At 71.8% G+C, this 22,934-nt stretch carries 20 protein-coding genes and 1 pseudogene; 11 read left to right on the plus strand and 10 right to left on the minus strand.

What is annotated here, in order from left to right; translation table 11 throughout:
• Nucleotides 1-117 precede the first annotated feature (117 nt).
• Nucleotides 118-360 carry a hypothetical protein gene (locus tag WMF27_RS17605; protein WP_437944319.1) on the minus strand — a complete coding sequence of 81 codons (243 nt, stop codon included), beginning with the start codon at nt 358-360 and terminating at the stop codon, nt 118-120.
• Nucleotides 361-541: 181 nt separating this feature from the next.
• Nucleotides 542-1,606 carry a hypothetical protein gene (locus WMF27_RS17610; protein ID WP_437944320.1) on the minus strand — a complete coding sequence of 355 codons (1,065 nt, stop codon included), beginning with the start codon at nt 1,604-1,606 and terminating at the stop codon, nt 542-544.
• A gap of 969 nt (nt 1,607-2,575) precedes the next feature.
• Between WMF27_RS17610 and cysK the strand changes: the two genes are divergently transcribed.
• The gene (gene cysK / locus WMF27_RS17615; RefSeq protein ID WP_437944321.1) at nt 2,576-3,568 is read left to right on the plus strand and encodes a cysteine synthase A; all 993 of its coding nucleotides are present in this window, start codon (nt 2,576-2,578) and stop codon (nt 3,566-3,568) included.
• Between the two features lie 7 nt (nt 3,569-3,575).
• Nucleotides 3,576-4,568, plus strand: coding sequence for a serine O-acetyltransferase (locus tag WMF27_RS17620; RefSeq protein ID WP_437944322.1), 993 nt, complete (start codon nt 3,576-3,578; stop codon nt 4,566-4,568).
• Nucleotides 4,569-4,596: 28 nt separating this feature from the next.
• Here the strand turns inward: WMF27_RS17620 and WMF27_RS17625 are convergent, their stop codons facing one another.
• Together WMF27_RS17625 and mgtE are read right to left on the minus strand one after the other, a co-directional pair.
• Nucleotides 4,597-4,887, minus strand: coding sequence for a SelT/SelW/SelH family protein (locus tag WMF27_RS17625; RefSeq protein ID WP_437803142.1), 291 nt, complete (start codon nt 4,885-4,887; stop codon nt 4,597-4,599).
• A 39-nt stretch (nt 4,888-4,926) separates the two neighbouring features.
• Nucleotides 4,927-6,360: a magnesium transporter gene (mgtE, locus tag WMF27_RS17630; RefSeq protein ID WP_437944323.1), complete on the minus strand. Its 1,434-nt coding sequence runs from the start codon at nt 6,358-6,360 to the stop codon at nt 4,927-4,929.
• Nucleotides 6,361-6,838: 478 nt separating this feature from the next.
• Between mgtE and WMF27_RS17635 the strand changes: the two genes are divergently transcribed.
• Nucleotides 6,839-8,458 (plus strand): SEL1-like repeat protein, encoded by a 1,620-nt coding sequence (locus tag WMF27_RS17635; RefSeq protein ID WP_437944324.1) that lies wholly within the window; start codon nt 6,839-6,841, stop codon nt 8,456-8,458.
• Here WMF27_RS17635 and WMF27_RS17640 read toward each other — a convergent pair.
• From WMF27_RS17640 to WMF27_RS17650, 3 genes and pseudogenes are all read right to left on the minus strand, one after another.
• Nucleotides 8,455-8,667 carry a 3'-5' exonuclease gene (locus WMF27_RS17640; protein ID WP_437944325.1) on the minus strand — a complete coding sequence of 71 codons (213 nt, stop codon included), beginning with the start codon at nt 8,665-8,667 and terminating at the stop codon, nt 8,455-8,457. The two genes, WMF27_RS17635 and WMF27_RS17640, sit on opposite strands and share 4 nt — an antisense overlap.
• Nucleotides 8,668-8,830: 163 nt before the next feature.
• Nucleotides 8,831-9,106, minus strand: a pseudogene (locus WMF27_RS17645) (hypothetical protein); the annotation flags it as partial.
• A 281-nt stretch (nt 9,107-9,387) separates the two neighbouring features.
• Entirely contained in the window at nt 9,388-10,521 is a 1,134-nt protein-coding gene (locus WMF27_RS17650) for a hypothetical protein (RefSeq protein WP_437767711.1), read from the minus strand.
• A gap of 754 nt (nt 10,522-11,275) precedes the next feature.
• Between WMF27_RS17650 and WMF27_RS17655 the strand changes: the two genes are divergently transcribed.
• From WMF27_RS17655 to WMF27_RS17670, 4 genes are all read left to right on the plus strand, one after another.
• Nucleotides 11,276-12,709, plus strand: a complete 1,434-nt coding sequence (locus WMF27_RS17655; protein ID WP_437944326.1) for a DEAD/DEAH box helicase — start codon at nt 11,276-11,278, stop codon at nt 12,707-12,709.
• A gap of 240 nt (nt 12,710-12,949) precedes the next feature.
• Nucleotides 12,950-13,963: a M23 family metallopeptidase gene (locus WMF27_RS17660; protein ID WP_437944327.1), complete on the plus strand. Its 1,014-nt coding sequence runs from the start codon at nt 12,950-12,952 to the stop codon at nt 13,961-13,963.
• Nucleotides 13,964-14,231: 268 nt separating this feature from the next.
• Entirely contained in the window at nt 14,232-14,633 is a 402-nt protein-coding gene (locus WMF27_RS17665; protein WP_012236164.1) for an SPW repeat domain-containing protein, read from the plus strand.
• Between the two features lie 96 nt (nt 14,634-14,729).
• Nucleotides 14,730-15,047 carry a hypothetical protein gene (locus WMF27_RS17670; protein WP_437944328.1) on the plus strand — a complete coding sequence of 106 codons (318 nt, stop codon included), beginning with the start codon at nt 14,730-14,732 and terminating at the stop codon, nt 15,045-15,047.
• 101 nt (nt 15,048-15,148) lie between these two features.
• Here the strand turns inward: WMF27_RS17670 and WMF27_RS17675 are convergent, their stop codons facing one another.
• Nucleotides 15,149-16,405, minus strand: coding sequence for a dicarboxylate/amino acid:cation symporter (locus WMF27_RS17675; RefSeq protein WP_437944329.1), 1,257 nt, complete (start codon nt 16,403-16,405; stop codon nt 15,149-15,151).
• A 174-nt stretch (nt 16,406-16,579) separates the two neighbouring features.
• Here WMF27_RS17675 and WMF27_RS17680 point away from each other — a divergent pair, with 174 nt between their 5' ends.
• The gene (locus tag WMF27_RS17680) at nt 16,580-18,229 is read left to right on the plus strand and encodes a protein kinase domain-containing protein (protein ID WP_437767707.1); all 1,650 of its coding nucleotides are present in this window, start codon (nt 16,580-16,582) and stop codon (nt 18,227-18,229) included.
• A gap of 73 nt (nt 18,230-18,302) precedes the next feature.
• Entirely contained in the window at nt 18,303-18,794 is a 492-nt protein-coding gene (locus WMF27_RS17685) for a hotdog fold domain-containing protein (protein WP_437767706.1), read from the plus strand.
• Nucleotides 18,795-18,826: 32 nt separating this feature from the next.
• Here the strand turns inward: WMF27_RS17685 and WMF27_RS17690 are convergent, their stop codons facing one another.
• Together WMF27_RS17690 and map are read right to left on the minus strand one after the other, a co-directional pair.
• A complete protein-coding gene (locus WMF27_RS17690) occupies nt 18,827-19,669 on the minus strand; it encodes a Uma2 family endonuclease (protein ID WP_437767705.1) in 843 nt (280 codons plus the stop codon).
• Between the two features lie 78 nt (nt 19,670-19,747).
• On the minus strand, nt 19,748-20,500 hold the full coding sequence (gene map, locus WMF27_RS17695; RefSeq protein WP_437767704.1) for a type I methionyl aminopeptidase: 753 nt from the start codon (nt 20,498-20,500) through the stop codon (nt 19,748-19,750).
• Nucleotides 20,501-20,603: 103 nt separating this feature from the next.
• Between map and WMF27_RS17700 the strand changes: the two genes are divergently transcribed.
• Both WMF27_RS17700 and WMF27_RS17705 read left to right on the plus strand, forming a co-directional pair.
• On the plus strand, nt 20,604-20,921 hold the full coding sequence (locus WMF27_RS17700; protein WP_437767703.1) for a LysR family transcriptional regulator: 318 nt from the start codon (nt 20,604-20,606) through the stop codon (nt 20,919-20,921).
• A gap of 29 nt (nt 20,922-20,950) precedes the next feature.
• A complete protein-coding gene (locus tag WMF27_RS17705; RefSeq protein ID WP_437944331.1) occupies nt 20,951-22,831 on the plus strand; it encodes an inositol monophosphatase family protein in 1,881 nt (626 codons plus the stop codon).
• Nucleotides 22,832-22,934: the final 103 nt, after the last annotated feature.

The raw sequence follows: 22,934 nt of genomic DNA on the forward strand, positions 1-22,934 counted from the left end.
GAGGGTGCCGCGCGTTGCCGCCGCTGCGATCGTCGGATGATCGTTCCGGACGGCGTGGACAGGTCAAGCGCTGCCGCGAGGCGCGAGCGACAGGGGTACGCCCCGTGCCGGACCGAGCTACAGCAGTGCCTCGGAGACGCTCGTCGCGGTGATGGCCTGGTCATGCCACCGCTCCAGGGTCGCCAGCTCGACGCACGCCTCGATGCGAGCGTCGTCCAACGGGCTCAGCGCGAGCTGCCGGCGAGCGAGCACACGTCGCAGGGCGGCGCGTGCCTCGGCCAGACGTCCCTTGCCGATGCCCTTCTCGATGCCCTTCTCGATGAGCCGTTCCTGGACCTGCGGGCTCGCTTCGAGCAGCACCTCGAGGATGCGCTGTCCGCCGGGCCTCCACCTCCGGGTCCTCGGCCTTGCCGAACCTCCACAGGAGCTCCTCTCGGGTCGTCGCTGACATCGCCAGGTACTCTAGCATGGCCAGCACCCACTCGATGGGCCGGCGTCCAGCTACCCACCGGCCGAACTCGTCGAGGGCTCGATCGACCCGTCATTGCGCGGGCGGCTCGCCCCAGTAGCGCACCAGATCAGGCAAGGCGGTCTCCGCCATGCGGGTGAGGTGTCTCACGTGATCTGGCTTCTGGGTGCCCGGATAGCCGCGGACATGGAACGTGCCCCTGTGCGCCTCGGACAGGGGGGCGAACCGGAGCTTCGCCTCGCTCGCCTCTCCGCTCAGGTCGTAGATCGCCTGCTCGTCCGCGCCCGCGCCCGGGGAGCGCTGCGCGCCCGTGAGCTTGAGGAGAGCGTCCGTGCTCTCGTGAGTACCGGCGTAGTCGCCGTTCGGGGTGATCTCCGAATGGGTGATCGACATCAGCTTCTTGCCGGCGGCCGCCAGCTCGGCGAAGCGGCTGAACGGCTTGAGGCGCTCCATGTCCAGGCTGTGGTCGAGCGGCATGTAGCCGGTGTGGATGCCGTCCAGGAGGAGCACGGCGTCCACCTTGTCCGTGAACCCCGGCTGGTTCAGGAGCCCGCGAACCGCGCCGTACCCGGCGCTGAACGCCGAGAGCGCGACGCGCCGGAGCCGGGCGCCGCGCAGCCCACGGGCCTCGAGCGCCGCCTGCGCCTTCGCCATCAACGCCGGTAGATAGGAGCGGATCGAGAACTGGGTCTCGTACGCGCCAGAGCTGATGCCCAGGTTGATGATCATCACAACCGCGTTGAGCCGGGCGCGATCGATGCCCGCCTGCACGACGTCGTTGACCCCGTGGAAGTGGATCACCAGATCGTACGCCCCATCTGCCGAGGCGAACGAGGCGGGGATGGTGATGATCCCGTCAGGGATGGGGATCACCGCCGTTCGATCGAGCGTCGCGTCGGCGCGATCCGCGGCAGCGAGGGCCGGCGCCGCCGTCGCTGGCGTCGCCTGGAGCGGCGCGGCCGCTTCGGCCTTCGCCTCGACCCGCGCCGCCACCCCCGTCGACCGCAGGATGGCCGCGGCGGCCGCGGCAGGCTGGAGCGCCGAGCCCGCGCGGAGATCGAAGCCCGCCGCGCCGAGCTGCATCGAGACGAGCCCGCCCACCACCGCCGCGAAGCCAAGGCCCGCACCCGCGCTCAAGGCGATCAAGCGCGACGTGGAGCGCCGCGTCGGAGATGCCATGACCGGAGCCGGCGATTCGAACGGCATCGCCATGCCCCCAATCGACGCCGGCGGACGACGGAAAATTAAAGTGGGCTCATCCTCGTCATGGGGCAGTTGGACCTCCACGCAAGGGGGCTCAGCGGGGAACATGTCAGCGATGATGCGAGGCCTATGCCACTCATGGCAAGAGCTAAAATTCTACACGATAGGTTCGCATGCGCAGGCGTCAAGGAACCTGGACCTGGTCCGACGTAGTCCCATGGTGGTTCATCGTTTGACCATGCGCCCATGCCCAGGGAAGCACCTTGCTTGCGCGCGTAGCCCCGTGGTTCCGGGATTCGTGAGCGCTCGTGAGCACCTCTGAGCCGCCGGTGCTCCGACGTGGCACGGCGTGGTACGACGTGAATGTTCGAGCGCCAGCAGATCAGAAATGACGCACTCCGGCAAAAAAAACTCTCGTGAATCGACCGCCATCACCGCCACCTTGGTCGCGCTGCGTCATCCCCTGTGCCTCATGGGAACTCGGGACACCCGCGCGCCGGCGCGGTGCGATCGAGGCCCTGCCGGAGCAGGCCAGTCCGCCCTCCGAGGATGATCTGGTTGGCTCCTGCGCTTCGCGCAGAGCGCGTAATCGACTTCGCGCCATCGACCGTACGACCGCGCCGCTCATGGCCCGACTGACCTCCATGCGCCGGGGTGTCTCGCCGGTCCCTGCGCGTCGACCGTTGCACGTCCAACGGTTCGCCGGCGAGGGGGCGCGCTGAGCGCGGCGCGCTCCCGCCGGGCGAGCTGGCGCGGCGGGCGTCGCCCCGACGTCAGCGACGGACGACGCCGCGCTGCGCTCTGGAAATACGGCGCGACCCAGGCGCGGCTCACGTGGACCTTGACAGCGCGGGGCGCCTCTGGATCTCCTCTTTCCTCCCCACTCACCCGCACGGGCCCCCTATGACCAGCTTCCCCCGCGTCTACGACGACAACACCCAGAGCATCGGCCGCACGCCGCTCGTTCGCATCCGCCGCGTGATCGACGGCGCGCGCGCGACCGTGCTGGCGAAGATCGAGGGGCGCAACCCGGCGTACTCGGTCAAGTGCCGCATCGGCGCGGCCATGGTCTGGGACGCCGAGCAGCGGGGCGTGCTCGGCCCTGGCAAGTCGATCGTCGAGGCGACCAGCGGCAACACCGGCATCGCGCTGGCCTTCGCCGCCGCCTCGAGGGGGATCGAGTGCGTGCTCAGCATGCCCGAGACGATGAGCATGGAGCGGCGCAAGGTGCTCATCGCCCTCGGGGCCAAGCTGCTCCTGACGCCGGGCCCCAAGGGGATGAACGGCGCCATCGCCAAGGCCGAGGAGCTGGCCGCCTCCGACCCCGGCCGGTACGTGCTGATGCGGCAGTTCGAGAACCCGGCGAACCCCGCGATCCACGAGACCACCACCGGCCCCGAGATCTGGGACGACACCGGCGGCAACGTCGACGTCCTCGTCTCGGGCGTGGGCACCGGCGGCACGCTCACCGGGGTCAGCCGCTACTTCGAGCGCGGCCGCGGCCGCGCCCTCCACACCGTCGCGGTCGAGCCGGTCAACTCGCCGGTCATCTCGCAGGCGCTCGCCGGCCAGCCGCTCACCCCGTCCCCGCACAAGATCCAGGGCATCGGCGCCGGCTTCGTCCCCAAGAACCTGGACCTCTCCTTCGTGGACCAGGTCGAGACGGTCTCGAACGACGAGTCCATCACCATGTCGCGGCGCCTCGCGTCGGAGGAAGGCATCCTCTGCGGCATCTCCTGCGGCGCGGCCATGGCCGCGGCGAGCCGGCTCGCGAAGGATCCCAGGTGGGAAGGAAAGACCATCGTGGTCATCCTCCCGGACGCCGGCGAGCGGTACCTCTCTGGGCCCCTCTTCGAGGGAATGTTCTCCGAGGTCGAGGCCATGAAGGCCTCGTGAGGTCGACGTGAGCAAGAAGTGTGATGCTTCCCCCTCCGAGGCGTCGGCCGACCTGCACGGCATCGTCGACGCGCTGATCGCGAGCTACCGGGAGGATGCGCGCGGGCATCACATCAACAAGCGCTTCACCCCGTCGCGCCAGGAGATCACCGAGATCATCGATCTCCTGCTCCAGATCTTCTACCCGGGCTATCACGGGCGGCAGGACCTGTCGGACGAGGACCTGCTCTACCACGTGGGCACCCTGGTCTCGACGCTGCGGGACAAGCTGGAGCGACAGATCGAGCGCTGTCTGTGCTTCCAGGACGAGACCGTCGACGCGGGCCGCCTCGACGTCCCGAGGTGCCGGCAGCGAGGGCGCGACGTGGCGCGGGTGTTCATCGCCCGGCTGCCGGAGGTCCGGCGGCGCCTCCTGCTCGACGTGCAGGCGGCCTACGACGGCGATCCGGCGGCGGCCTCGATGGACGAGATCATCCTGGCCTATCCAGGTCTCCTCGCCGTGACGGTGCACCGGGTCGCGCACGAGCTGTACCTGCTCGGCGTGCCGCTCATGCCCCGGATCATGAGCGAGTGGGCGCACACGAGGACGGGCGCCGACATCCACCCAGGCGCCAACATCGGTGGCAGCTTCTTCATCGATCACGCCACCGGCGTCGTGATCGGCGAGACGACCGACATCGGCGAGCACGTCAAGCTCTACCAGGGCGTGACGCTCGGCGCCCTGTCCTTGCCGCAGCACTCGCGGGGCGCGCGCGGCCTGAAGCGCCACCCCACGGTGGAAGACAACGTCACCATCTACGCGAACGCCACGGTCCTCGGCGGCAAGACGGTGCTGGGGCAGGGGAGCGTGGTCGGCGGCTCGGTGTTCCTCACGAAGAGCGTCCCCGGCGGCCAGCGCGTCGCGCTCGAGGCCCCGAGGCTGCGCGTCGCGTCGCCGCCCCATGGCACGCCCGCCGTCGGCGGCTCCGAGCTCGACAGCATCCTCGACTTCGACATCTAGCGCGGCGCTCGCCCGATCAGGGCACCTCTCATCGATCGGAGTGGCCGAGAGGGCGCTCCGGGGCGACGCGGTCGCGGATCGCCTGCTTGAGCTCCTTGGGCTCGGGGAAGCGCCCTTCGACGGCGCGCGAGAAGAGCGGCGCGCCGTCGAGCGTGACGTCGAAGATGCCGCTCGCGCCCGGCGACAGGAGCACGTCGATCTCGTCAGGGAAGGTGATCAGCAGCTCCTGAGCGAGCCACGCTGCGCGCGTGAGCCAGCGGCACTTGGGGCAATACCGGATCGCGACGAGCGGCCGTTGCGGGGCGGGGGCGGTGTCCATCGCAGGATCGTAGCGCGAGCGCGCGGCGCGCGGGCAGGCTCAGACGAGGAACGCCCTGGCGAGCCCAAGGAAGATGAAGAAGCCCATGCTGTCCGTGGTGAACGTGAGCAGGACGCTCGACCCCTGGGCCGGATCGCGGCCCAGGCGCTGGAGCACGAGCGGCACCGCGCACCCGACCATCGCCGCCACCACGAGGTTCAGCAGGATGGCCGCGGCCATCACCAGGCCGAGCGGGACGCTGCCGTAGAGGGCGGCGGCGGCGAGCCCCACGACCGTGCCCCAGACCGCGCCGTTCATCAGGCCGACGAAGAGCTCTTTCTTCAGGAGGTGCCCCGTGTTCGCCCGCGTGAGCCGGTCGAGCGCGAGGCCGCGGATCACGAGCGCCACCGTCTGATTGCCCGTGTTGCCGCCGACGCTCGCCACGATGGGCATCAGCGCTGCCAGCGCCACGAGATCCTGAATGGTGCTCTCGAAGAGGCCGATGACCCGCGAGGCCAGGAATGCCGTGAGCAGGTTGACGAAGAGCCAGAGCCAGCGGTTCTTCGCGCTCGTCCACGCGGGCGCGAAATAGTCCTCCTCTCCCGCGAGGCCCGCGCGCAAGAGCGCCTCGCTCTGGGCTTGCCGCCGCAGGAAGTCCATCACCACATCCACCGTCAACCGGCCGACGAGCTTGCCGCGCTCGTCCACCACCGGCGCGGCGATGAGGTCGTAGCGCTCGAATGCCCTGGCCGCGTCGCTCGCGCGCTCCTGGGGCGTGAGGCTCACCACGTCGGTGGACATGACCGCGCTCACCTGCGCGCTCGGCTCGCGGAGCAGCAGGTCCTTGAGCGAGAGCGCGCCGCGGAGCACGTTGCGCGCGTCGACCACGAACAGCGCCTCGGTGTGCGGCGGCAGCTCGCCCCGCCGGCGCACGTCCTCCAGCGCGCCGCCGAGGTCCCGGCCGTCGCGCACCGAGACGAGCTCCGGGCTCATCAGGTGGCCCACAGAGCCGTCGGGGTACGCGATCGTCGACTGGAAGAGAGACTGCTCGCGCGCGTCGAGCGACTGGTACACCTCCGCCACGATCTCCGGATCGACGGACTCGCTGATGTACGCGAGATCGTCCGGATCGAGCTGGCCGAGCAGCGCGACGAGGCGAGGGCGCTCCGTCTCCGCGACGAGCCAGTCGCGGACCGACCACGAGGACTCGAGCAGCACCTGTGCGGCGCGGTAGGGCTCGAGCTCAGCCCACACCACAAGGCGGTCCGCCTGCGGGAGCACCTCGATGATGTGGGCGAGGTCCGCCGGGTGCAGATCCCTGAGCTTCCTCTGCAGCAGGGCGAGATTTTGCCGGTGGACCAGCGCCTCGACGAGCTCTTTGTTCTTGCTCTCCTGTTTGTGCGTCAGCGTCTCGATGACGCGTTGCTTTTCGAGCAGCGTAGTCACCAGGTTCAGGCTCTCTCGCAGTTTCTCCTGGGACCTGGACGTGCTCATGGCGGCTCCGGGCGCGGGGGCGCGCCGAGCACAGCTCGGGTCCGCGCGGCCGGTCGTATGCCGCCCGCGGTCGCGCTCGCCGTATTGACCGGACCCCATGGCTCATGGTTCTGTCGGCCCGATGAAGCGCGCGTTCGATTTGTGCGTGGTTGGGCTCTCGCTCGGAGCGATGGCCTGTGGACCGGGCCTGGAACCCGAGGTGGTCGTGCATCCTCCCCGGCCCACTGTCTCGCCGGAGAGCACCGCCAGCACGACCGGCGGCGGGTGTCCGGCCATCGGCCACGCGGAGCCGCTCATCGTCGACTGGCTCACGACACGCCGCTCCGATCTCGGTCTCGCGATGAAAGACGGCATCGCCGTCGTCTCCTACGACTGCACGACGCTGAAGCTCCTCACGCAGTGCAAGCTCCCAGGGAGCTACTCCTTCGCTGGCGTGAGCCGGGCAGAAAAAGTAATACAATTAACAAACTCTGCGGAGATGCAGGCGAACGTCCCCTTCGGGGCCCCGGCGCTGAGCACCGCGATCGAGGGCGGCGGCTCGGCCGCGATCGACGTGGCGCTCGTGCCGACGGGGAAGCTGGCGACCACGGTGGCCGCCTCCTCCGTGCAGGATCTCTCGGGCAGCTGCGAGGGCGCGACGCACTTCGTGCGGGCCGCGCTCCTCGGGGCCTTCGCGATGGCGCCAGGCAGCCGGGGCACGGCGCGGACGGTGGATCAGCTCTTCGGGGCGGTCGGGGCGGCCGCGACGGCGAGCCAGGGCAGCACCACGAGCAAGGAAGGGGAGCTCGACGCCTGCCGGGCCGCGAAGCCTGACGCGCAGGCGCCGACGGAGCGCTGCCATGCGCCGCTGCGCCTCGAGCTCGTCCCGCTGCTCGCGAAGAAGGCGGCGGCGGCCGAGGCGCCGGTGAAGCAGGCGGAAGACGAGTTCCCGAAGCTGTCGAGCCTGTGCCCGCTCGGGACGGTGCCGAGCGGGGCGAAGTGCTCCCCGCCTGCGCTCGCGCCCGCGCGCCTGTGCGAGCCCACCGACGCCCGATCCTGCGCGGCGGAGTGCGGGAAGGGCGATGTCGGCAGCTGCTATCACCTCGGGATTCAGTACCTGAGCGGCAAGGATTTTCCGCGCGATGACGCGAGGGCGGCGGAGCTGTTCGAGAAGGCGTGCGGCGCCGGCGTCACGCAGGCCTGCTACGCGAGGGCGAAGCAGCTCCTGCGTGACATGAAGAGCGCCAAGGTCCCCCCGGACGCCGCGGGGCGGGCCAAGGTGCGAGAGTTCGCCGACAAGGCGTGCGAGATGGGCGACGGCTGGGCGTGCTTCAGCGTGGCCGAGTGGTACCTCAGCGAAGGCCCGCAGGCGGTCCTCCCGAAGGACCCGACGCGCGCGGTCGGGTTCCTCCGGCGCGGCTGCGATCTCGGGTACGGGCCGAGCTGCAGCGCGCTGGGCAAGCTGCTGGTCGAGGGGAAGCTCGCGGCGAAGGACGTGGGGGTCGCCGTGGGCGTGCTCCAGCGCGCGTGCCAGGGCGGCCAGTCCGAGGACTGCGTCGATCTCGGGGACATCCTGCGCAAGGGGCAGGGGGCGCCGAAGGACGGGGTGAAGGCGATCGTGGCGTACAGCCACGGTTGCAGCCTGGGGGACATGCGCGCCTGCAACGCCGCCGGCTCGGTCTACGGGCAGGGCGACGGCGTTCCGAAGGACGTCGCGAAGGCGTATTCGTTCTTCGAGAGGGGCTGTCCGGAGAAGGGGTTCGGGGCCGAGGCGTGCTTGAGCCTCGCCGGGATGTACGAGAAGGGGAGCGGCATTCCGAAGGACATGGCGCGCGCCGCGGCGCTCTACGAGAAGGTGTGCGGCACGGGCGGCTGCGTGCGGGCCGCCGAGATCTGGCAGCGCGGCGACGGCGTGACCGCCGATCCGGAGCGGGCCTACTCGCTCTACGAGAGGGCCTGCACTCAATGGGGCGAGAAGAAGGCGTGTGACGCGTTCGGCCCGCTCCTGGAGCGCAAGGACAGGGAGCGGGCTCGGACCTTCTACGCAGACCAGTGCGTGCGGACGCAGGACAAGGCGGCATGCGCGGCCCAGAAGCGGCTCGGCGGCGCGCCGCGCTAAAATAGCTTCATCTGACGATCGGCCCCGGCGCGTGATCCCCTCTGCGCCTCGGGCGACGGGCCGACCCGCAGGAGCAGGCCGTCCTCGCACCCCACGAGGAAGACCACGCGGAACTCGAGCCCCTTGGCCGCGTGCAGCGTCAGCAGCGAGATGCGGTCGGCCCGCGGATCCCACGCGTCGATCTCGGAGCACACCGCGAGCTCGATCAAGAAGCGATCGACGTCGCCGCCGCAGCGCTCCGCGAGCGTGAGGTGCAGCGCTCGGACTGCGCCTCCGTCCGGTAGAGCACCGCGAAATCCGAGAAGGAATAGTCGCCGCTGCCGGCAGGATCGCTTACCCGCCCGCTATCCATCGAGAAGAACGTGGACCCGCCACCGAGAGGACGAAGCGCGTCGCTCCGCGGCAGGCCCCGGGGAGCCGCTCCGAGACCGCGCGGCCGAGATCGTCCCGCAGGCGGAAGAGCCCGGGCTCGGCCGGCACGAGGTGCTCGCGGAGCTCGGCCATCCACGCTGGATGGGTGAAGTCCCCCGTGCCCAGCACCGCGATGCCCTTGCGCTGAGCCCAGTAGCTCAGATGCGCGAGATCGCAATCGCCGCTCGTCGCGCGGGAGTACTTCGAGTGCACATGGAGGTCTGCATAGAAACGCATGGTGTTCCGCCGTGAGGTGCCGTTTACCTATCGAGCTCCCTCGCGCTGTCAATCGCGGAGACCAGCAGCCTCGATGAAATATGGCTGGAAATTGAGGTGGGCTGATCGCAATGCGTCGCGATGCGTGAGAGTCGTTGTCCCGTGGCAAGAGGTGCTCGCTCGATGCAATGCGGCTCGACGGGCTCGCCCGTGTGGCAAGAAAACTCTCGTTCCGAACCACCACGCGCGGGCGCGAGCCCCGGTCCGGAGCGGACCGCCGGCCGCCGCGCGGCATCACGTGGTCACGGGGTCGCGGTCGAGGGCGCCGGGGTCTTGCGGGTCAGGTAGAAGAAATCGCGCAGGGAGCGCTTGCGGATGTACTCGTCTTCCGAGAACTCGAAGCCGCTCGCCAGCGCGACCGGCGCGAGGGCGCCGCCCTCACCCGGCTCGTAGAGGAGGAACTTCGGGTACGACCAGTTCACGTCGAGCTGCGCCACCGTCGAGGCGCCGGCGTGCTGCATCCCGAGCGCGATGGCGGGCGCCGTCGTGTGATTGCTGATCCCGACGTAGAGGACCTTGCCGTCGCGGTCGAGCCCCACCGCGGAGCGGCGGATCACCGTGTTGCCGTCCAGCGTGGCGCCCCAGTTGCGGACCTGCGGCGCGCGGAGCAGCGGGTGAAGCTCGCCCTCGTCGACCATGCAGCTCGGCGTCTGCCGCCACCACTGCATGTCGCTCTCTCCCGCCGAAAGCCGGGGCCATGGCGCGATCTGCAGCCGCCCGTCGCGGCGCCGCGCGAGCGTGCAGCCCTGGTCCCGGGGGCGCACGAGCGTCACGCCGTCGACCCGCATCCCCCACCGGCCGTGCTCGGTCATGAAGCCGCCGTTGAACGCCGCGAGCAGCCGCTCGTGGTCCGCCTCGGGGATCTTCGCGGGCCGCTCGTAGGGCTTGCCCTCCTCGGTCGTCGCCGCCGGCTCGCGGGAGCCGGCCATGAGGTGCACATCGACCCGCGCGAGATCCACCGCCACGATGAACAGCTCCGCCCAGGAGCGGTTCGGATCCGGGTGGAGCAGCGTCTTGTGGAGGCGCGGCGCGTCGCTCGGATGGGCGTGATCCGCGATGGGCACCCACCGCCCGTCGCCGGGAGCCGACCAGGCCGCGTGCGAGGGGCCGACGTCCGTCGGCCGGAACGCCGCCGCGCCGGTGCCCCCCGCGGCCGGGCTCGGCGTCGCGGTCGAAGGCGGCGAGGCGGCCGCGGCCGGGCCCGGCTGCTCGGGCACTTCCCAGTACGTCTTCGGCGGCTCGTCCTTGCGCCAGAGCTGGTGGACGCGATCCTCCAGGGCGTAGGCGGTCTCCTCGAGCGCCGTCACGTTCTCCGCCCCGATCACCGAACGCAGCCCGTTCGCGACGAGCGGGCCCATCCATGGAATGCGGTGCACCGCGATCCATAACCCGGCCCCGGAGAGCATCGGGACGGCGACGGCACCGAGAACCCAGCGCCGAAGCCGGGATCGGGGCAACCGAGGGACGGGGCGCTCCGGAGCGGAGTGCCCGACCTGAGCCGGCGTTTTCGAGGCTTCGGCGGTTTCGGCCATGGCGTGCTGAGCTGCTCCGAAGGGGCGGGAAGACGCTGGAGGTCGCGGACGACGCGGGGCGACCTGCGAGCGCGAGCGCACGAGAAGCGGGCCCTCCGCTCGGGCGACGGTCTAGCATGGTGCGCCGCGCGCGCGGAGGCCGCTCCGCGCACCGCGAGCGGAGCGATGCGATCGCGGCTCCGGCGGCGGCGCAACGGGCAACGACAGCGGGAAGCGTGGCGCGGCCAAGGCAACGCGGGCACCGGAACCGGAACTGGAACCGGAACTGGAGCTGGAGCTGGAGCTGGAGCTGGAACTGGAGCTGGAACTGGCACCGGACGCGAAGCAGCGCGAGCAAAGCGCGACGGCTCGCGGTCGGCTCGCGGTCGCGGCTCGACTTCCTCATCACGCCGTACTAGAGTCGCCGCCTCGGACTGACCTGGCACGGGTCGCGGTGCTCGGTCGCTGTCATTGGTCCTCGCAGCCTCCGCTCAAGGCGGCGCGAGGCGGCAGCTCTCCGTGATCGAACCCTCTCCACAAGGAGGGCGCGGTGCCGCGGCGTACTTTCCGCCCTTGCTCAGGAGGGGCTGTGCTCCAGCCCGATTCCAGCCCGATGTCCATGCAATTTGCCGATCTCAAGCTCATCGAACCGCTTCTCCGCGCCGTCGAGGCCGAGGGGTACAGCGCCCCGACGCCCATCCAGCAGCAGGCCATCCCGCCCATTCTGGAGGGCAACGACCTCCTCGGGTGCGCGCAGACCGGCACGGGCAAGACCGCCGCGTTCGCGCTGCCGATCCTGCAGCGCCTCGCGCAGAGCGGCGGGACGACGAGGCAGGGTGGGCTCCGCGTGCTCGTGCTCACCCCGACGCGCGAGCTCGCGGCGCAGATCGCCGAGAGCTTCACCACGTACGGCAAGAACCTCGGCCTGCGGACCGCGGTCGTCTTCGGCGGGGTGGGGCAGCGCCCCCAGATGGAGGCGCTGCGCCGCGGCGTCGACGTGCTCGTGGCGACGCCGGGCCGGCTGCTCGATCTCTGCTCGCAGGGCATCGCCCCGTTTGGTCGGCTCGACACGCTCGTCCTCGACGAGGCCGATCGGATGCTGGACATGGGGTTCATCCACGACATCCGGCGCGTGCTCGCGATGCTGCCCGAGCGCCGGCAGACGCTCCTGTTCTCGGCGACGATGCCGCCGGACATCCTGAAGCTCGCGAACAGCATCCTGCGCAACCCGGTGCGCGTCGAGGTCGCGCGGATCGCCACGACGGCCGAGAACATCGACCAGCGGGTGGTCTTCGTCGAGCGGTCCGACAAGCGCGCGATGCTGGAGCACGTGCTCAAGGATCCCGCGCTCCGCCGGGCGATCGTGTTCACCCGCACGAAGCACGGCGCCAACCGCGTGGTCCAGCAGCTCAGCCGTGCGCGCATCGAGGCGGTCGCCATCCACGGGAACAAGTCCCAGGGCGCGCGCGAGCGGGCGCTCGCGAGCTTCAAGCAGGGGACGACGAGCGTGCTCGTCGCGACCGACATCGCGGCGCGCGGCATCGACATCGACGACATCTCGCACGTGATCAACTACGACCTCCCGAACATCCCGGAGAGCTACGTGCACCGCATCGGCCGCACGGCGCGCGCCGGGGCGTCCGGGGTGGCGCTCTCGTTCTGCGACAGCGAGGAGCGCGCTTACCTCGCCGACATCGAGCGCCTCATCCAGAAGCGCCTCCCCCTCCTCGCCGACCCCGGGGTTCCCTTCTTCCAGATCGATCCCAGGCCCGCATCGCAGGCGCAGGGGCAAGCTCGGCCGCAGGGACAGGGCCGGCCTCAGGGACAGGGCCGGCCTCAGGGACAGGGCCGGCCTCAGGGACAGGGCCGGCCTCAGGGACAGGGCCGGCCGCAGGGACAGGGCCGGCCGCACCCCCAGGGGCAAGCGCGGCCGCAGGGACAGGGCCGCCCACAGCCCCAGGGGCATGCTCGGCCGCAGGCGCAGCCCTCCGCGCAGGCGCAGCCCCCGGCGCGGTCGCAGCCGCGGCACGACACCCCTCGCCTCGATAACTGATCCTCACCGCGCTGCCGCCGCGCTCGATCCGCCACGTCACGCCGCGCATCGCCTGATGCGCGCGGCGTCGCGAGCCGGGTGCTCGTTGGCGCTCGTCGCGCGCCAACGGGGGGAGGGCGCCGCACCGAGGCGCACAGGTCGTCTGCAAGGCGCACAGGTCGTTTGCGACCGGACCATGCCCGAATGACGCGCTTCGACATTATCTCGTCGGTGTGCGGAAACTCTGGCACGATCGACGCCATGCGCGTTCCCGTCATCTTTGTAAGCTTGCTCACGATCGCTGCCTGCGATCGCGGGGCTCCTTCTTCGAGCTCGTCCACCACGGGCGCCCAGGCCTCCGCCGATCCGGCGCCGATGGCCTCCGCCGCCCCGGTCGCCTCCGCGAGCAGCGCGCCGGCCGAGGCGCCCGACGCCAGCGCCGTTCCCGCGGCGGCCGACACCGCCGATGCCGCGGCGCCCGCGGCGGCGGCCGACGCCGGGCCGCCCGCGGCCGACGACAGCCGCCTCTCGGTGGAAGGGCGCGCCGTCCAGGGAGGGCTCCTGCGCGCGAAGCTGAACGGCAAGCTGCGCCGCATGGCGTTCCCCGGCCATCGCGTGACCGTCAGCGACGAAGGGGAGTTCCTGATCGCCTTCTCGCGCAACGCGCCAGCGCAGGAGAAGCTGACCATCACGTTCGACGACGGGCAGGTGCTCGAGAAGCTCTTCGACGTGGAGCCTCGCAAGTTCGAGGTCGACAAGGTCGACCGCCTGCCGGAGAACATGGTCAAGCTCGACATGGCGACGCGCGTGAAGCTCACGCAGACCGAGAAGAAGCTCGACGCGATCCGGAGCAAGTACACGAAGAGGAACTGCTACAAGAACGGCTTCATCTGGCCGTCCAAGGGCCCCATCACCTCACGGTACGGCCAGCCGCGCCTGCTCAACGGCACGGACGGCGGGATCCACTGGGGCGTGGACATCGCGGTGCCCGTCGGTACGCCGGTGCGCGCGCCTGCCTGCGGCAAGGTCGTGCTCGTCGAGAAGGACCTCCCGCTGAGCGGTCACACCGTGATCATCGATCACGGGCAGGGACTGACCTCCACGTTCATCCATCTCCACGGCTTCGCCGTGAAGGTGAACGACGAGGTCAAGCAGGGGCAGGTCATCGCGACCGTCGGGATGACCGGCCGCACGAACGGACCGCACCTCGACTGGCGCATGAATCTCTTCGAGACACGCGTCGATCCAGAGCTCCTGATCTCCGCCGCGAAGTGACGCACGGCGGGGCAATGTGCCACACGAAGAGCGTTCGTGGCCGAGCCCCCGGGCGGAAATGTGGCGCGGGTTCGGCCGTCGAAGCGCCCGGCGCCTCCAGGCGCACGCTCGCTGATCTTCCTTTCCTGGCCGATGGATCATCGAATGGCCGCCGAGGTCGCCGGGAGGACAAGCTCTCTCCCGTGAGCGTCTGGGCGGCATACCCCTTGCAAATTTCCGGACCGACGAAGGCAATCAATCCGGACATCGATTTTGCAAGGAGTCGGTCATGAAGATGCTGTCGCCTCGAGCTCATGGGTTTGTGGACTATGCGGTTGCGGCCCTGTTCCTGCTGGCCCCTTCGCTGTTCGGCTTCGGCGGGCTCCCCGAGACGCTCTGCTACATCCTGGGCGCCGCGCACCTCGGGATGACGCTGCTCACCGCGTTCCCGCTGGGCGCCGCGAAGCTCATCCCGTTCCCTGTCCACGGAGCGATCGAGGCCACGGTCGCCGTGCTCCTCGTCGCGGCGCCGTGGCTGTTCGGCTTCGATGAGGAGCCCGCGGCGAGGAGCTTCTATCTCGTGTCGGGCGTGGCCGTCGGCCTGGTCTGGCTCGCGACGGACTACCGCTCTTCCTATGCCACGACGACGGCCAGCGCTCGTTACCGGCCGGAGCACCGGTCGTTCTCCTGAGGGGCGCGCGCGTGCGCCGCGCGATCTGCGCGGCGGTCGGGGTGGTGGATCGCGCGGAACCGAGGCAAGCTCATGCGTGGCCGGAGGACAGACGCCGTGAGCGACCCGAAGAAGCCGGATCCGATGAGCCTGCGGGTGGGTGACTTCCTCGTGAAGGTGGTGCCCGTCGGCGAGACGAGCGACGCCCTCGATACCGAGGCGAACCGCGAGCGGGCGCAGCGGGCCGAGGAGGACCAGCGGTCGGCCCAGCTCGGCGCGAGCGGCGAGGGGGCAGGGGAGGCCGCGCGGGAGGCAGCGGAGGCAGCCGTGGACGAGGCGATCAAGGAGGCGCGAGCGCGCTTGAAGAGCGCCGGCGAGGACGTGCCGATCTTGCTGCGTGATCCGGTGACGGGAGCGACGTTCACCCTGGAGTGACGGAGGGCGGTACCGTCCACCGGCTCGCCGTTTCCGCGCACCTCGACCGCGACGGAACAGCCTTCCGCGAAGCGTCGCGCGTGGGCGCTCGCCCCGTCACGTCACGCGCCGGCGGTTTCCTGCGGCTTCGGGTGCTGATCCCGCGACACGAACACCGCCGCTGCCAGGTCCCCCACCACGTTGATCACCGTCCGGCACATGTCGAGGAACCGATCCACCCCGAGGACCAGGCCGAGCCCCTCGGGCGGGATGCCGAGCATCCCGAGGATCATCGCGATGACGGGCAGCGAGCCGGCCGGGATGCCCGCCGTGCCGATCCCCCCGAGCACCGAGATGAGCATCACGGTCGCCTGCTGCCCGAAGCTCAGCGAGACGCCGTAGACCTGGGCCAGGAAGAGCACGGTCACCCCCTCGAACAGCGCCGTCCCGTTCTGGTTCATCGCGGCGCCGGCGGTCAGCACGAAGCGCGACACGGACGGCGGCAGCTTCAGCTCCTCCTCGGCCACCTTCAGCGCGGTCGGCAGCGTCGCGTTCGACGAGGCGGTCGAGAACGCCGTCACGATCGCCGTCCGGCTCCCGCGAAAGAACGCGACCGGCGACATCCCGCCAAGGAAACGGACCGAGAGCGAATAGACAACGAACATGTGCAGGCCGAGGCCGAGCAGCACCGTGAGCACGTACGCCGCCAGCTGCTGCATGATGCCGATGCCCATGCGGGACGTGATCGTGAAGAGCAGCGCGCCCACGCCGATCGCCGCGAACCGGAGCACCCCCTCGATGAGCCGCATCGAGACGTCGAGCAGCCCCTGGATGCACTCGCGGAGCCGCGCCGCCGCGTCGGTCTGGGTGAGCGACAGCGCGATGCCGAAGAGCAGCGAGAACGTGATCACCGCGAGCACGTCGCCCCCTGCCGCCGCCTTGACGACGTTGTCAGGCACCATCGCGATGATCATCCCCACCGGCGAGGTGTCGACCGGCGCGGTCGCCGCCTTGATCCCCCCGCCGTGCGCGAGGGTCCGGACCGCCTCGGGCAGGCCGTCACCCGGGCGGATCAGGTTCACCAGGACGAGGCCGATCAGCACCGCGATGCTCGAGACGACGGCCGTGTAGCCCAGCGTCCGCAGGCCGAGCCGACCGACGTGCTTCAGATCGAGCTCGCAGACGCCCATCACGAGCGCCGAGAACAAGATCGGGAGCACGAGCATGAACAGCAGGCGCAGGAAGATCTGGCCCACCGGGTAGGTGATGTGATCGACGATCCAGGTGAGCGCCGGGTGCCCTGCCGCGACAGCGTTCGCCGTGAGACCGCCCGCTGCCCCGACCGCGACGCCGAGCAGCATCGTTCGATGCGATGACATGGCGCCACCTTACACAAGCCGCGGCGCCGCGATGCGCGGAGTTGACGCCACGCCCCGGGCCCTCCATGGCCAACGGGGCGCCAAGCGGCCGCGGATCGACGCCGCGCGCGCGCCGTTCCCGGCCGAGGGCCGCCTGTCCAAGCTCGCGCGGATCCATTAGTCTCCCGGCCGGCAATGCTGAAGCCGGGCGATTCGTTCGAGCGGTACACGATCGAGGCCGCCATCGGGCAGGGGGGGATGGGCTGCGTCTACCGGGCGCACGACGCGCGGCTCGGGCGGCGCGTCGCGGTCAAGGTGATCGCGGGCGGCGCCGTGGACGAGGACGCCGGCGCGCGCCTGCTCCGTGAGGCGCGCGCCGCCGCAGCGCTCGACCACCCGAACGCCGTCTCGATCTTCGACGTCGGCGAGATCGAGGGGACGCCGTTCATCGTGATGGAGCTCGTCCCGGGCCGCACCCTGCGCAGCGCCATCAGCGGCGCCGACGCGCCGGCCTCGACGCGGGTCGCCTGGCTCGCCGACGTCGCCCGCGCGCTCGCGGCGGCGCACCGGCGGGGGCTCGTCCACCGGGACATCAAGCCGGAGAACGTGATGGTCCGGGACGACGGGGTGATCAAGGTGCTCGACTTCGGCATCGCGCGCCGCGCCGCCGGCGACGCCGATCCGAACGCGTCCACCGAGGCCCCCGCGCTGCCGACGCTGACCGCGCTCGGCGTCAAGCTCGGGACGCCGGTCTACATGGCCCCGGAGCAGATCCGCGGCGCCGAGCTCGACGGGCGCGCGGACCAGTTCGCGTGGGGCGTGCTCGCCTTCGAGCTCCTCACCGGCAGGCTGCCCTGGCGCGGCGCCGGCGACATGCTCGCCGTCGTCGCGTCGATCCTCACCGACGAGGTCGACCGCGCCCTGCTCGACGCCGCCGCCGTGCCGCCCGCGGTGAGCGCGGTCGTCCTGCGCGCGCTGTCGAAGCGCCCCGACGATCGGTTCGCGTCGATGGACGACCTCCTGCGCGCGCTCGAGGCGGCCGGGAGGGGCGAGGCGCCCGCCGCGCCTGCCGCAGCGACGTCCACGCCGCCCGCGCAGGCGCCCGGCGCGCAGCGGAGCGAGGCGCCTCGCGGCGGCGAGACCGCGGCGCAGCGGTTCTCGACCGAGGAGGTCCGCGACGTCCTGGCGCAGGCGATCGAGCGCCAGGCCTCCGCCGACGGAGGCGTGGCGCGCGCCCCGCGGGGCGACGCGCGCCTCGGCTTCGACGACCTGCTCGCCGCGGCGGCGGAGGTGGGCGTGGGCCCCGAGGCGCTGCGCGAGGCGAGCCGCGCGCTTCGCGGGCGCGAGCGCGACGAGCGCGACGGCATGGAGCGGAGGTCGAGCGCGGCGACCGCTGCCGAGCGCGCCGCGTGGCTCCGGCGCAAGCGCCGCGATTTCTACCGGCACCTCGGCGTCTACCTCATCGTCAACGCGGCGCTCCTCACGCTCGCCTTTCCGCTCGGCGTCGTGCTCTGGGCGGCGATCATCCCGCTGGGCTGGGCCATCGGCGTCGCCATCCACGGGCTGGTCGCGTTCACCGCGCACGAGGACGACTGGGCGGAGGAGGCCGAGCAGATGCGGTGGTGGCACGAGCACCATCGCCGCAGGCACGAGGTGGCCATGGCGAGGGCGATCGGCAAGGACTGGCGCCCTGCGGCGGCCCCGCGCCAGCGCATCGGCGCGGCGGAGGAGGGGGATCGCCAGGGCAAGCTGCGCGTCGAGACGGACACCGCGCGCTCCACGGCGGAGCAGGCCGAGGAAGAGGCCGCGGTCGCGGCGAGCAAGCCACAGCGGCGGCGGCGCTGACGCGGGATCCGCGCCGCCCACAGCCTGATGAGGCGCCGGGCCAGCATGCGCTAAGCTCGCCTCCGGAGGGTCTATGTCCCAGCTGAACTTCATCGCCCGCTCGCTCGCGCCGCTCCAGGCGCTTCCGTCCTTCCTTCGCACGCGCGCGCAGAGCGTGCTGTTCCAGCGCATGGTGCCGTTCACCGGGACCGCCGGAGTCCAGTTCGACGAGGTGAGCTCGGATCGGGTGGCGCTGCGGCTCGCCAACGGGCGCAGGGTGCGGAACCACATCGGCGGGGTGCACGCCGCCGCGGCGGGGCTCCTGGCCGAGACGGCGACCGGCTTCGTCGTCGCCGTCAACCTGCCGGACGACAAGCTACCGCTCCTGCGCAGCATGAAGATTGACTACAAGCGCCGCGCCCAAGGCGGCCTCCGCGCGGTCGCGACCCTCACGCCCGAGCAGCGCCAATCCTTCCTGGACCAGCCGAAAGGGGACGTGGCGGTCGCCGTCACGGTGACCGACGAGAGCGGCGCGTCGCCGATGGAGTGCGAGTTCGTCTGGGCCTGGGTGACCAAGGGGGTGTGACGCCGCCGCGTTCGCGCGCGCCGCGAGCGTGGTCAGTCGCGGCGGAGGCGCTCGATCTCGGCCAGCGCCTCGGCGAGCTGGCGCTCCAGGTCCGACGCGCGCCTGGCCTCCGCCTCGGCGCGAAGCTCGGCCTCCTCGGCGCGGCTGGCCTCGCCCGCGGCGCGCAGCTCCGCATCGTCCTTGCGCGCGAGCACGTCGTCCAGCATCACGCCGAGCCGCGCGATCAGCTCATCCGCCTCTTCCAGCTTCGCCGTCCCGCTGAAGAAGCGCAGCTTCGAGCCCTCCACCGCGAGCTCCAGCCCGAGCACCTGCGACGCGAACCGGCCTGCCTGGGGCAGGACGGGCTGGTAGCTCCGCGCCCTGCGAGCCGTGTCGGCCGGCGGGAGCCGGTATCCGCGGAGGCTCAGCCGGCGCCGGTCGAAGATGAAGTACTCGGAGATGCCGAGCCGGGCATAACGCTCGACGTTGGTCTCGAAATCCTTCGTCAGGTTGCCCGCGTAGGCCACCTCCAGCACCAGATCGAGCCCCTTGCCCTCCGCGCCGACGACCCATTTCATCCTCTCGCCAGGCTCCACGTCGAGGACGGCGAGCAGATCGGGCGCGAAGGCAGGCTCGTCCGGGTAGAACACCGCGAGGTTCGAGGACAGGTAGATCCTCCGCCCGCTCCGGCGGAAGTACGCGTCGAGCGTCGCGATCACCTGCGCCGCGGCCACGCGGTGCGGATCGCCCTCGGGCGGCTCGAGCTCGAACTCGGACGGAAGCATGTCCACGACCCGCGCGCGCTCCTCGTCGGTCATGCGCTCCCACGTCGCCTCGGAGGGGGCGCGCGGGTCGTCGGGATCGAACGCGTAGCCGTGCTCGAGCGCCTGCCGCATGGGCCCTCATCCTAGCATTTCCCAGGATCCTTGGCCTGCGAGCGCGCGGGCGCAGGCCCCAGGGCGGCCCTCGGAGCCTCAGGAGAGCGTCAGGATCTCGCAGCCGTCCCGCGTGACGAGCACGGTGTGCTCGAACTGCGCCGAGAGGCTGCCGTCCTCCGTGACCATGGTCCACCCGTCGTCGAGCGTGCGGATGCGGTGCGAGCCCAGGTTGACCATCGGCTCGATCGTGATGGCCATCCCGGCGCGGAGCCGCATGCCCGCCCCGCGCACCCCGGTGTGCGCGACGTGCGGCGGCAGGTGCATCCTCCGTCCGATGCCGTGCCCGCCGACCTCGCGGACCACGCCGCACCCCTCCGCGCGCGCGATCTCCTCGATCGCCGCGCCGATGTCGCCGAGCCGCGCCCCGTCGCGCACGACCGCGATGCCCGCGTCCCGGCAGCGCCTGGCGACGTCCACCACGTGCAGCGCCTCGGGGCTCGGGTCCCCGATGAAGAACGTCGCGGAGGTGTCGCCGTGGTAGCCGTCGAGCTCCGTGGTCACGTCGACGTTGACGATGTCGCCCGGCAGGAGCACCTCGTCGCGCCGCGGGATGCCGTGGCACACGACGTGGTTCCGGCTCGTGCACACCGCCGCAGGGAAGCCCTTGTAGCCGAGCTGACTCGGGCGGCCGCCGCGCCGCGCCGTGTCCTCACGCACCCACTGATCGATGTCCGCCGTCGTCACGAAGGGCTGGAGCCGCGCTCCGACGGCCGAGAGCGTCGCCGCCGCGGCGCGCCCTGCGCGCCGCATCGCCTCGCACGCGTGAGGCCTGAGGATGTCCACGTTCATGCGAGGCGTATGCGCGCGCAGCGAGCGGCCATCCAATACCGTTTTGATCTCGGGCCCTCGCGCGCGGCTCCCCGCGCGCGGGGTTCGGGCTAGAATCGGCCGCGTGAGCCTCTCGCAGATCCGTTACTTCATCGCCGTCGCCGAGGAGGGCCACGTCGGCCGCGCCGCGCGCCGGCTCCACATCGCGCAGCCGCCCCTCAGCCGGCAGATCCGCGGCCTGGAGGACGAGCTCGGCGCGCCGCTGTTCGAGCGCACCGCGCGCGGCATGCGGCTCCTGCCGGCCGGCGCGGCGTTCCTCGACCACGCCCGCACCATCGTCGCGCAGGTCGACGCGGCCGTCGCCGATGTGCGCGGCTACGGCGCCGCGCCTCCCCCGGGTGATCTCGACGCCGGCCACCGCCAGCGCGCCGACCTGGGGTAGGGTGCCTCGCGTGGAACCAGGGGAACGGCATGGGCTACGACGCTGAGCTCGCGCTGGCCGTCGACGCGGCGCGCCGCGCGGGCGCGCTCCTCCGCGCGGAGTTCCACCGCCCGGGCGGCCCACGCGGCGCCGGGACGAACGCCGACGTCGACGTGGAGGTCGAGCTCCTGCTGCGCGACGCGCTCACCCGGGCCACCCCGTACGCGTTCCTCGGGGAGGAGACCGGCGCCCTGGACGGCGTGGACCCGTCGCACCGCTGGGTCGTCGATCCGCACGACGGCACCGCGTCCTTCCTGCACGGCTATCGCGGCGCCTCGGTCTCCATCGGCCTCCTCCGCGAGGGCACCCCGGTGCTCGGCGTCGTCTTCGCGTACGCCTACCCCGACGACGACGGCGATCTCATCGCCTGGGCCGAGGGCGCCGGGCCGATCCGGCGCAACGGCGCCGCAGTCTCGCCGTCGCTCGCCGGCGGCGCGCTCGATCGCTACGCCGTCGTGCTGCTGTCGCAGTCGGCGGATTACCTCCCCGCCCGCAACGCCCGCTGCGTCGCCCCCGCGCGGTTCCTCGCGCTCCCGAGCCTCGCCTACCGGCTCGCCCTGGCCGCGGCCGGCGAGGGCGTCGCCGCGGTCTCGCTCAGCCGGCCCCGCAGCTGGGACTACGCCGCCGGGCACGCGCTCGTGCGCGCCGCGGGCGGCGAGCTCGTCGACGACGACGGCGCGCCCATCGCGTACACCGCGCAGGGCGACGGCGAGGTCTGCCGCCTCTTCGGCGGCGCGCCCGCGGTCGTGCGCGAGCTCGCGCGCCGCCCGTGGAACGCCGTCATCCACGGCCGCATCCCGCCGCCGCAGGGCACGTACGGGCTCCTGCGCCCCTCGCGCAGCCTGCTCGTCGAGGGCGCTGGCACGCTCGCGCGCGCACAGGGCTGCCTGCTCGGCCAGCTCGCGGGCGACGCGCTCGGCGCGCTCGTCGAGTTCCGCACCGCGGAGGCGATCGCGCCGCTCTACCCGGACGGCGTCCGCGACCTCGCCGACGGCGGGACGTGGGGCACGCTGGCCGGGCAGCCGACGGACGACTCCGAGATGGCGCTCATGCTCGCGCGCTCGATCGTCCGCAAGCGCGGCTTCGTCGCGGAGGCCGCGCTCGACGCCTACGTGCACTGGTACGGCTCCGGCCCGTTCGACATCGGCAACACAACGGCGGCCGCGCTCAGGGCCGCCGCGGGCGCGCCGCTGCCCGGCGCGCGCCGCGATCGCGCCCGCGCCGCCGCGAGCCTGACCAGCGAGGCGAACGGCTCGGTGATGCGCGCGGCGCCGCTCGGCGTCCTCGGCGCGGGCCGCCCGCGGGAGGCCGCGGCCTGGGCGCGCGACGACAGCGCGCTGACGCACCCCCACCCGGTCTGCTGCGCCGCCTCCGCCGCGTTCGTCGCGGCCATCGCCGCGGCGGTGGGCGGCGCCGGCGTCGAGGGCGCCTGCGCCGCCGCCCTCGACGAGGCGGAGCGGAGCGGGGAGCGCGCGGTCGTCGCCGCGCTCACGGCCGCGCGCAGCGCCCCGCCCCGGAGCTTCTCGCACCAGGCCGGCTGGGTCCTCATCGCCCTGCAGAACGCGTTCCACCAGCTCCTCCACGCGCCCTCGCTCGAGCGAGGCCTCGTCGACACGGTGATGGCCGGCGGCGACACCGACACGAACGCCGCGATCGCCGGCGCGCTGCTTGGCGCGGCGCACGGCCGGGACGCCGTCCCGGACCGCTTCCGCCGCCTCGTGCTCAGCTGCCGCCCGCTCCCCGAGGCCGGGGCGAAGCACCGGCGTCCACCCGAGCTCTGGCCGGTCGACGCGATGCTCCTCGCCGAGGCGCTCCTCGCCGCCGGCCAGCGCGCGCAGCCCGACGAGCGCGACTCGTCGGAGATTCTCTGAGCTCTGAGCTAAAAATACAGCAAATTCAGCAGCTTATCACCCCATTCGTGAGCTTCTTCAGGAGGATGAGGTTCTCCCCCGCGGCGCCGCGCGCACGGGTGCC

This window comes from Sorangium sp. So ce281, from assembly GCF_051527395.1.
Lineage (GTDB): Bacteria > Myxococcota_A > Polyangia > Polyangiales > Polyangiaceae > Sorangium > Sorangium cellulosum_B.

Coding starts and splice junctions, on each gene's coding strand:
- cysK (WP_437944321.1), top strand. CDS start 2,576: ATGACCAGCTTCCCCCGCGTCTACGACGACAACACCCAGAGCATCGGC.
- WMF27_RS17625 (WP_437803142.1), bottom strand. CDS start 4,887: ATGGACACCGCCCCCGCCCCGCAACGGCCGCTCGTCGCGATCCGGTAT.
- mgtE (WP_437944323.1), bottom strand. CDS start 6,360: ATGAGCACGTCCAGGTCCCAGGAGAAACTGCGAGAGAGCCTGAACCTG.
- WMF27_RS17635 (WP_437944324.1), top strand. CDS start 6,839: ATGCAGGCGAACGTCCCCTTCGGGGCCCCGGCGCTGAGCACCGCGATC.
- WMF27_RS17655 (WP_437944326.1), top strand. CDS start 11,276: ATGCAATTTGCCGATCTCAAGCTCATCGAACCGCTTCTCCGCGCCGTC.
- WMF27_RS17660 (WP_437944327.1), top strand. CDS start 12,950: ATGCGCGTTCCCGTCATCTTTGTAAGCTTGCTCACGATCGCTGCCTGC.
- WMF27_RS17665 (WP_012236164.1), top strand. CDS start 14,232: ATGAAGATGCTGTCGCCTCGAGCTCATGGGTTTGTGGACTATGCGGTT.
- WMF27_RS17675 (WP_437944329.1), bottom strand. CDS start 16,405: ATGTCATCGCATCGAACGATGCTGCTCGGCGTCGCGGTCGGGGCAGCG.
- WMF27_RS17680 (WP_437767707.1), top strand. CDS start 16,580: ATGCTGAAGCCGGGCGATTCGTTCGAGCGGTACACGATCGAGGCCGCC.
- WMF27_RS17685 (WP_437767706.1), top strand. CDS start 18,303: ATGTCCCAGCTGAACTTCATCGCCCGCTCGCTCGCGCCGCTCCAGGCG.
- WMF27_RS17690 (WP_437767705.1), bottom strand. CDS start 19,669: ATGCGGCAGGCGCTCGAGCACGGCTACGCGTTCGATCCCGACGACCCG.
- map (WP_437767704.1), bottom strand. CDS start 20,500: ATGAACGTGGACATCCTCAGGCCTCACGCGTGCGAGGCGATGCGGCGC.
- WMF27_RS17705 (WP_437944331.1), top strand. CDS start 20,951: ATGGGCTACGACGCTGAGCTCGCGCTGGCCGTCGACGCGGCGCGCCGC.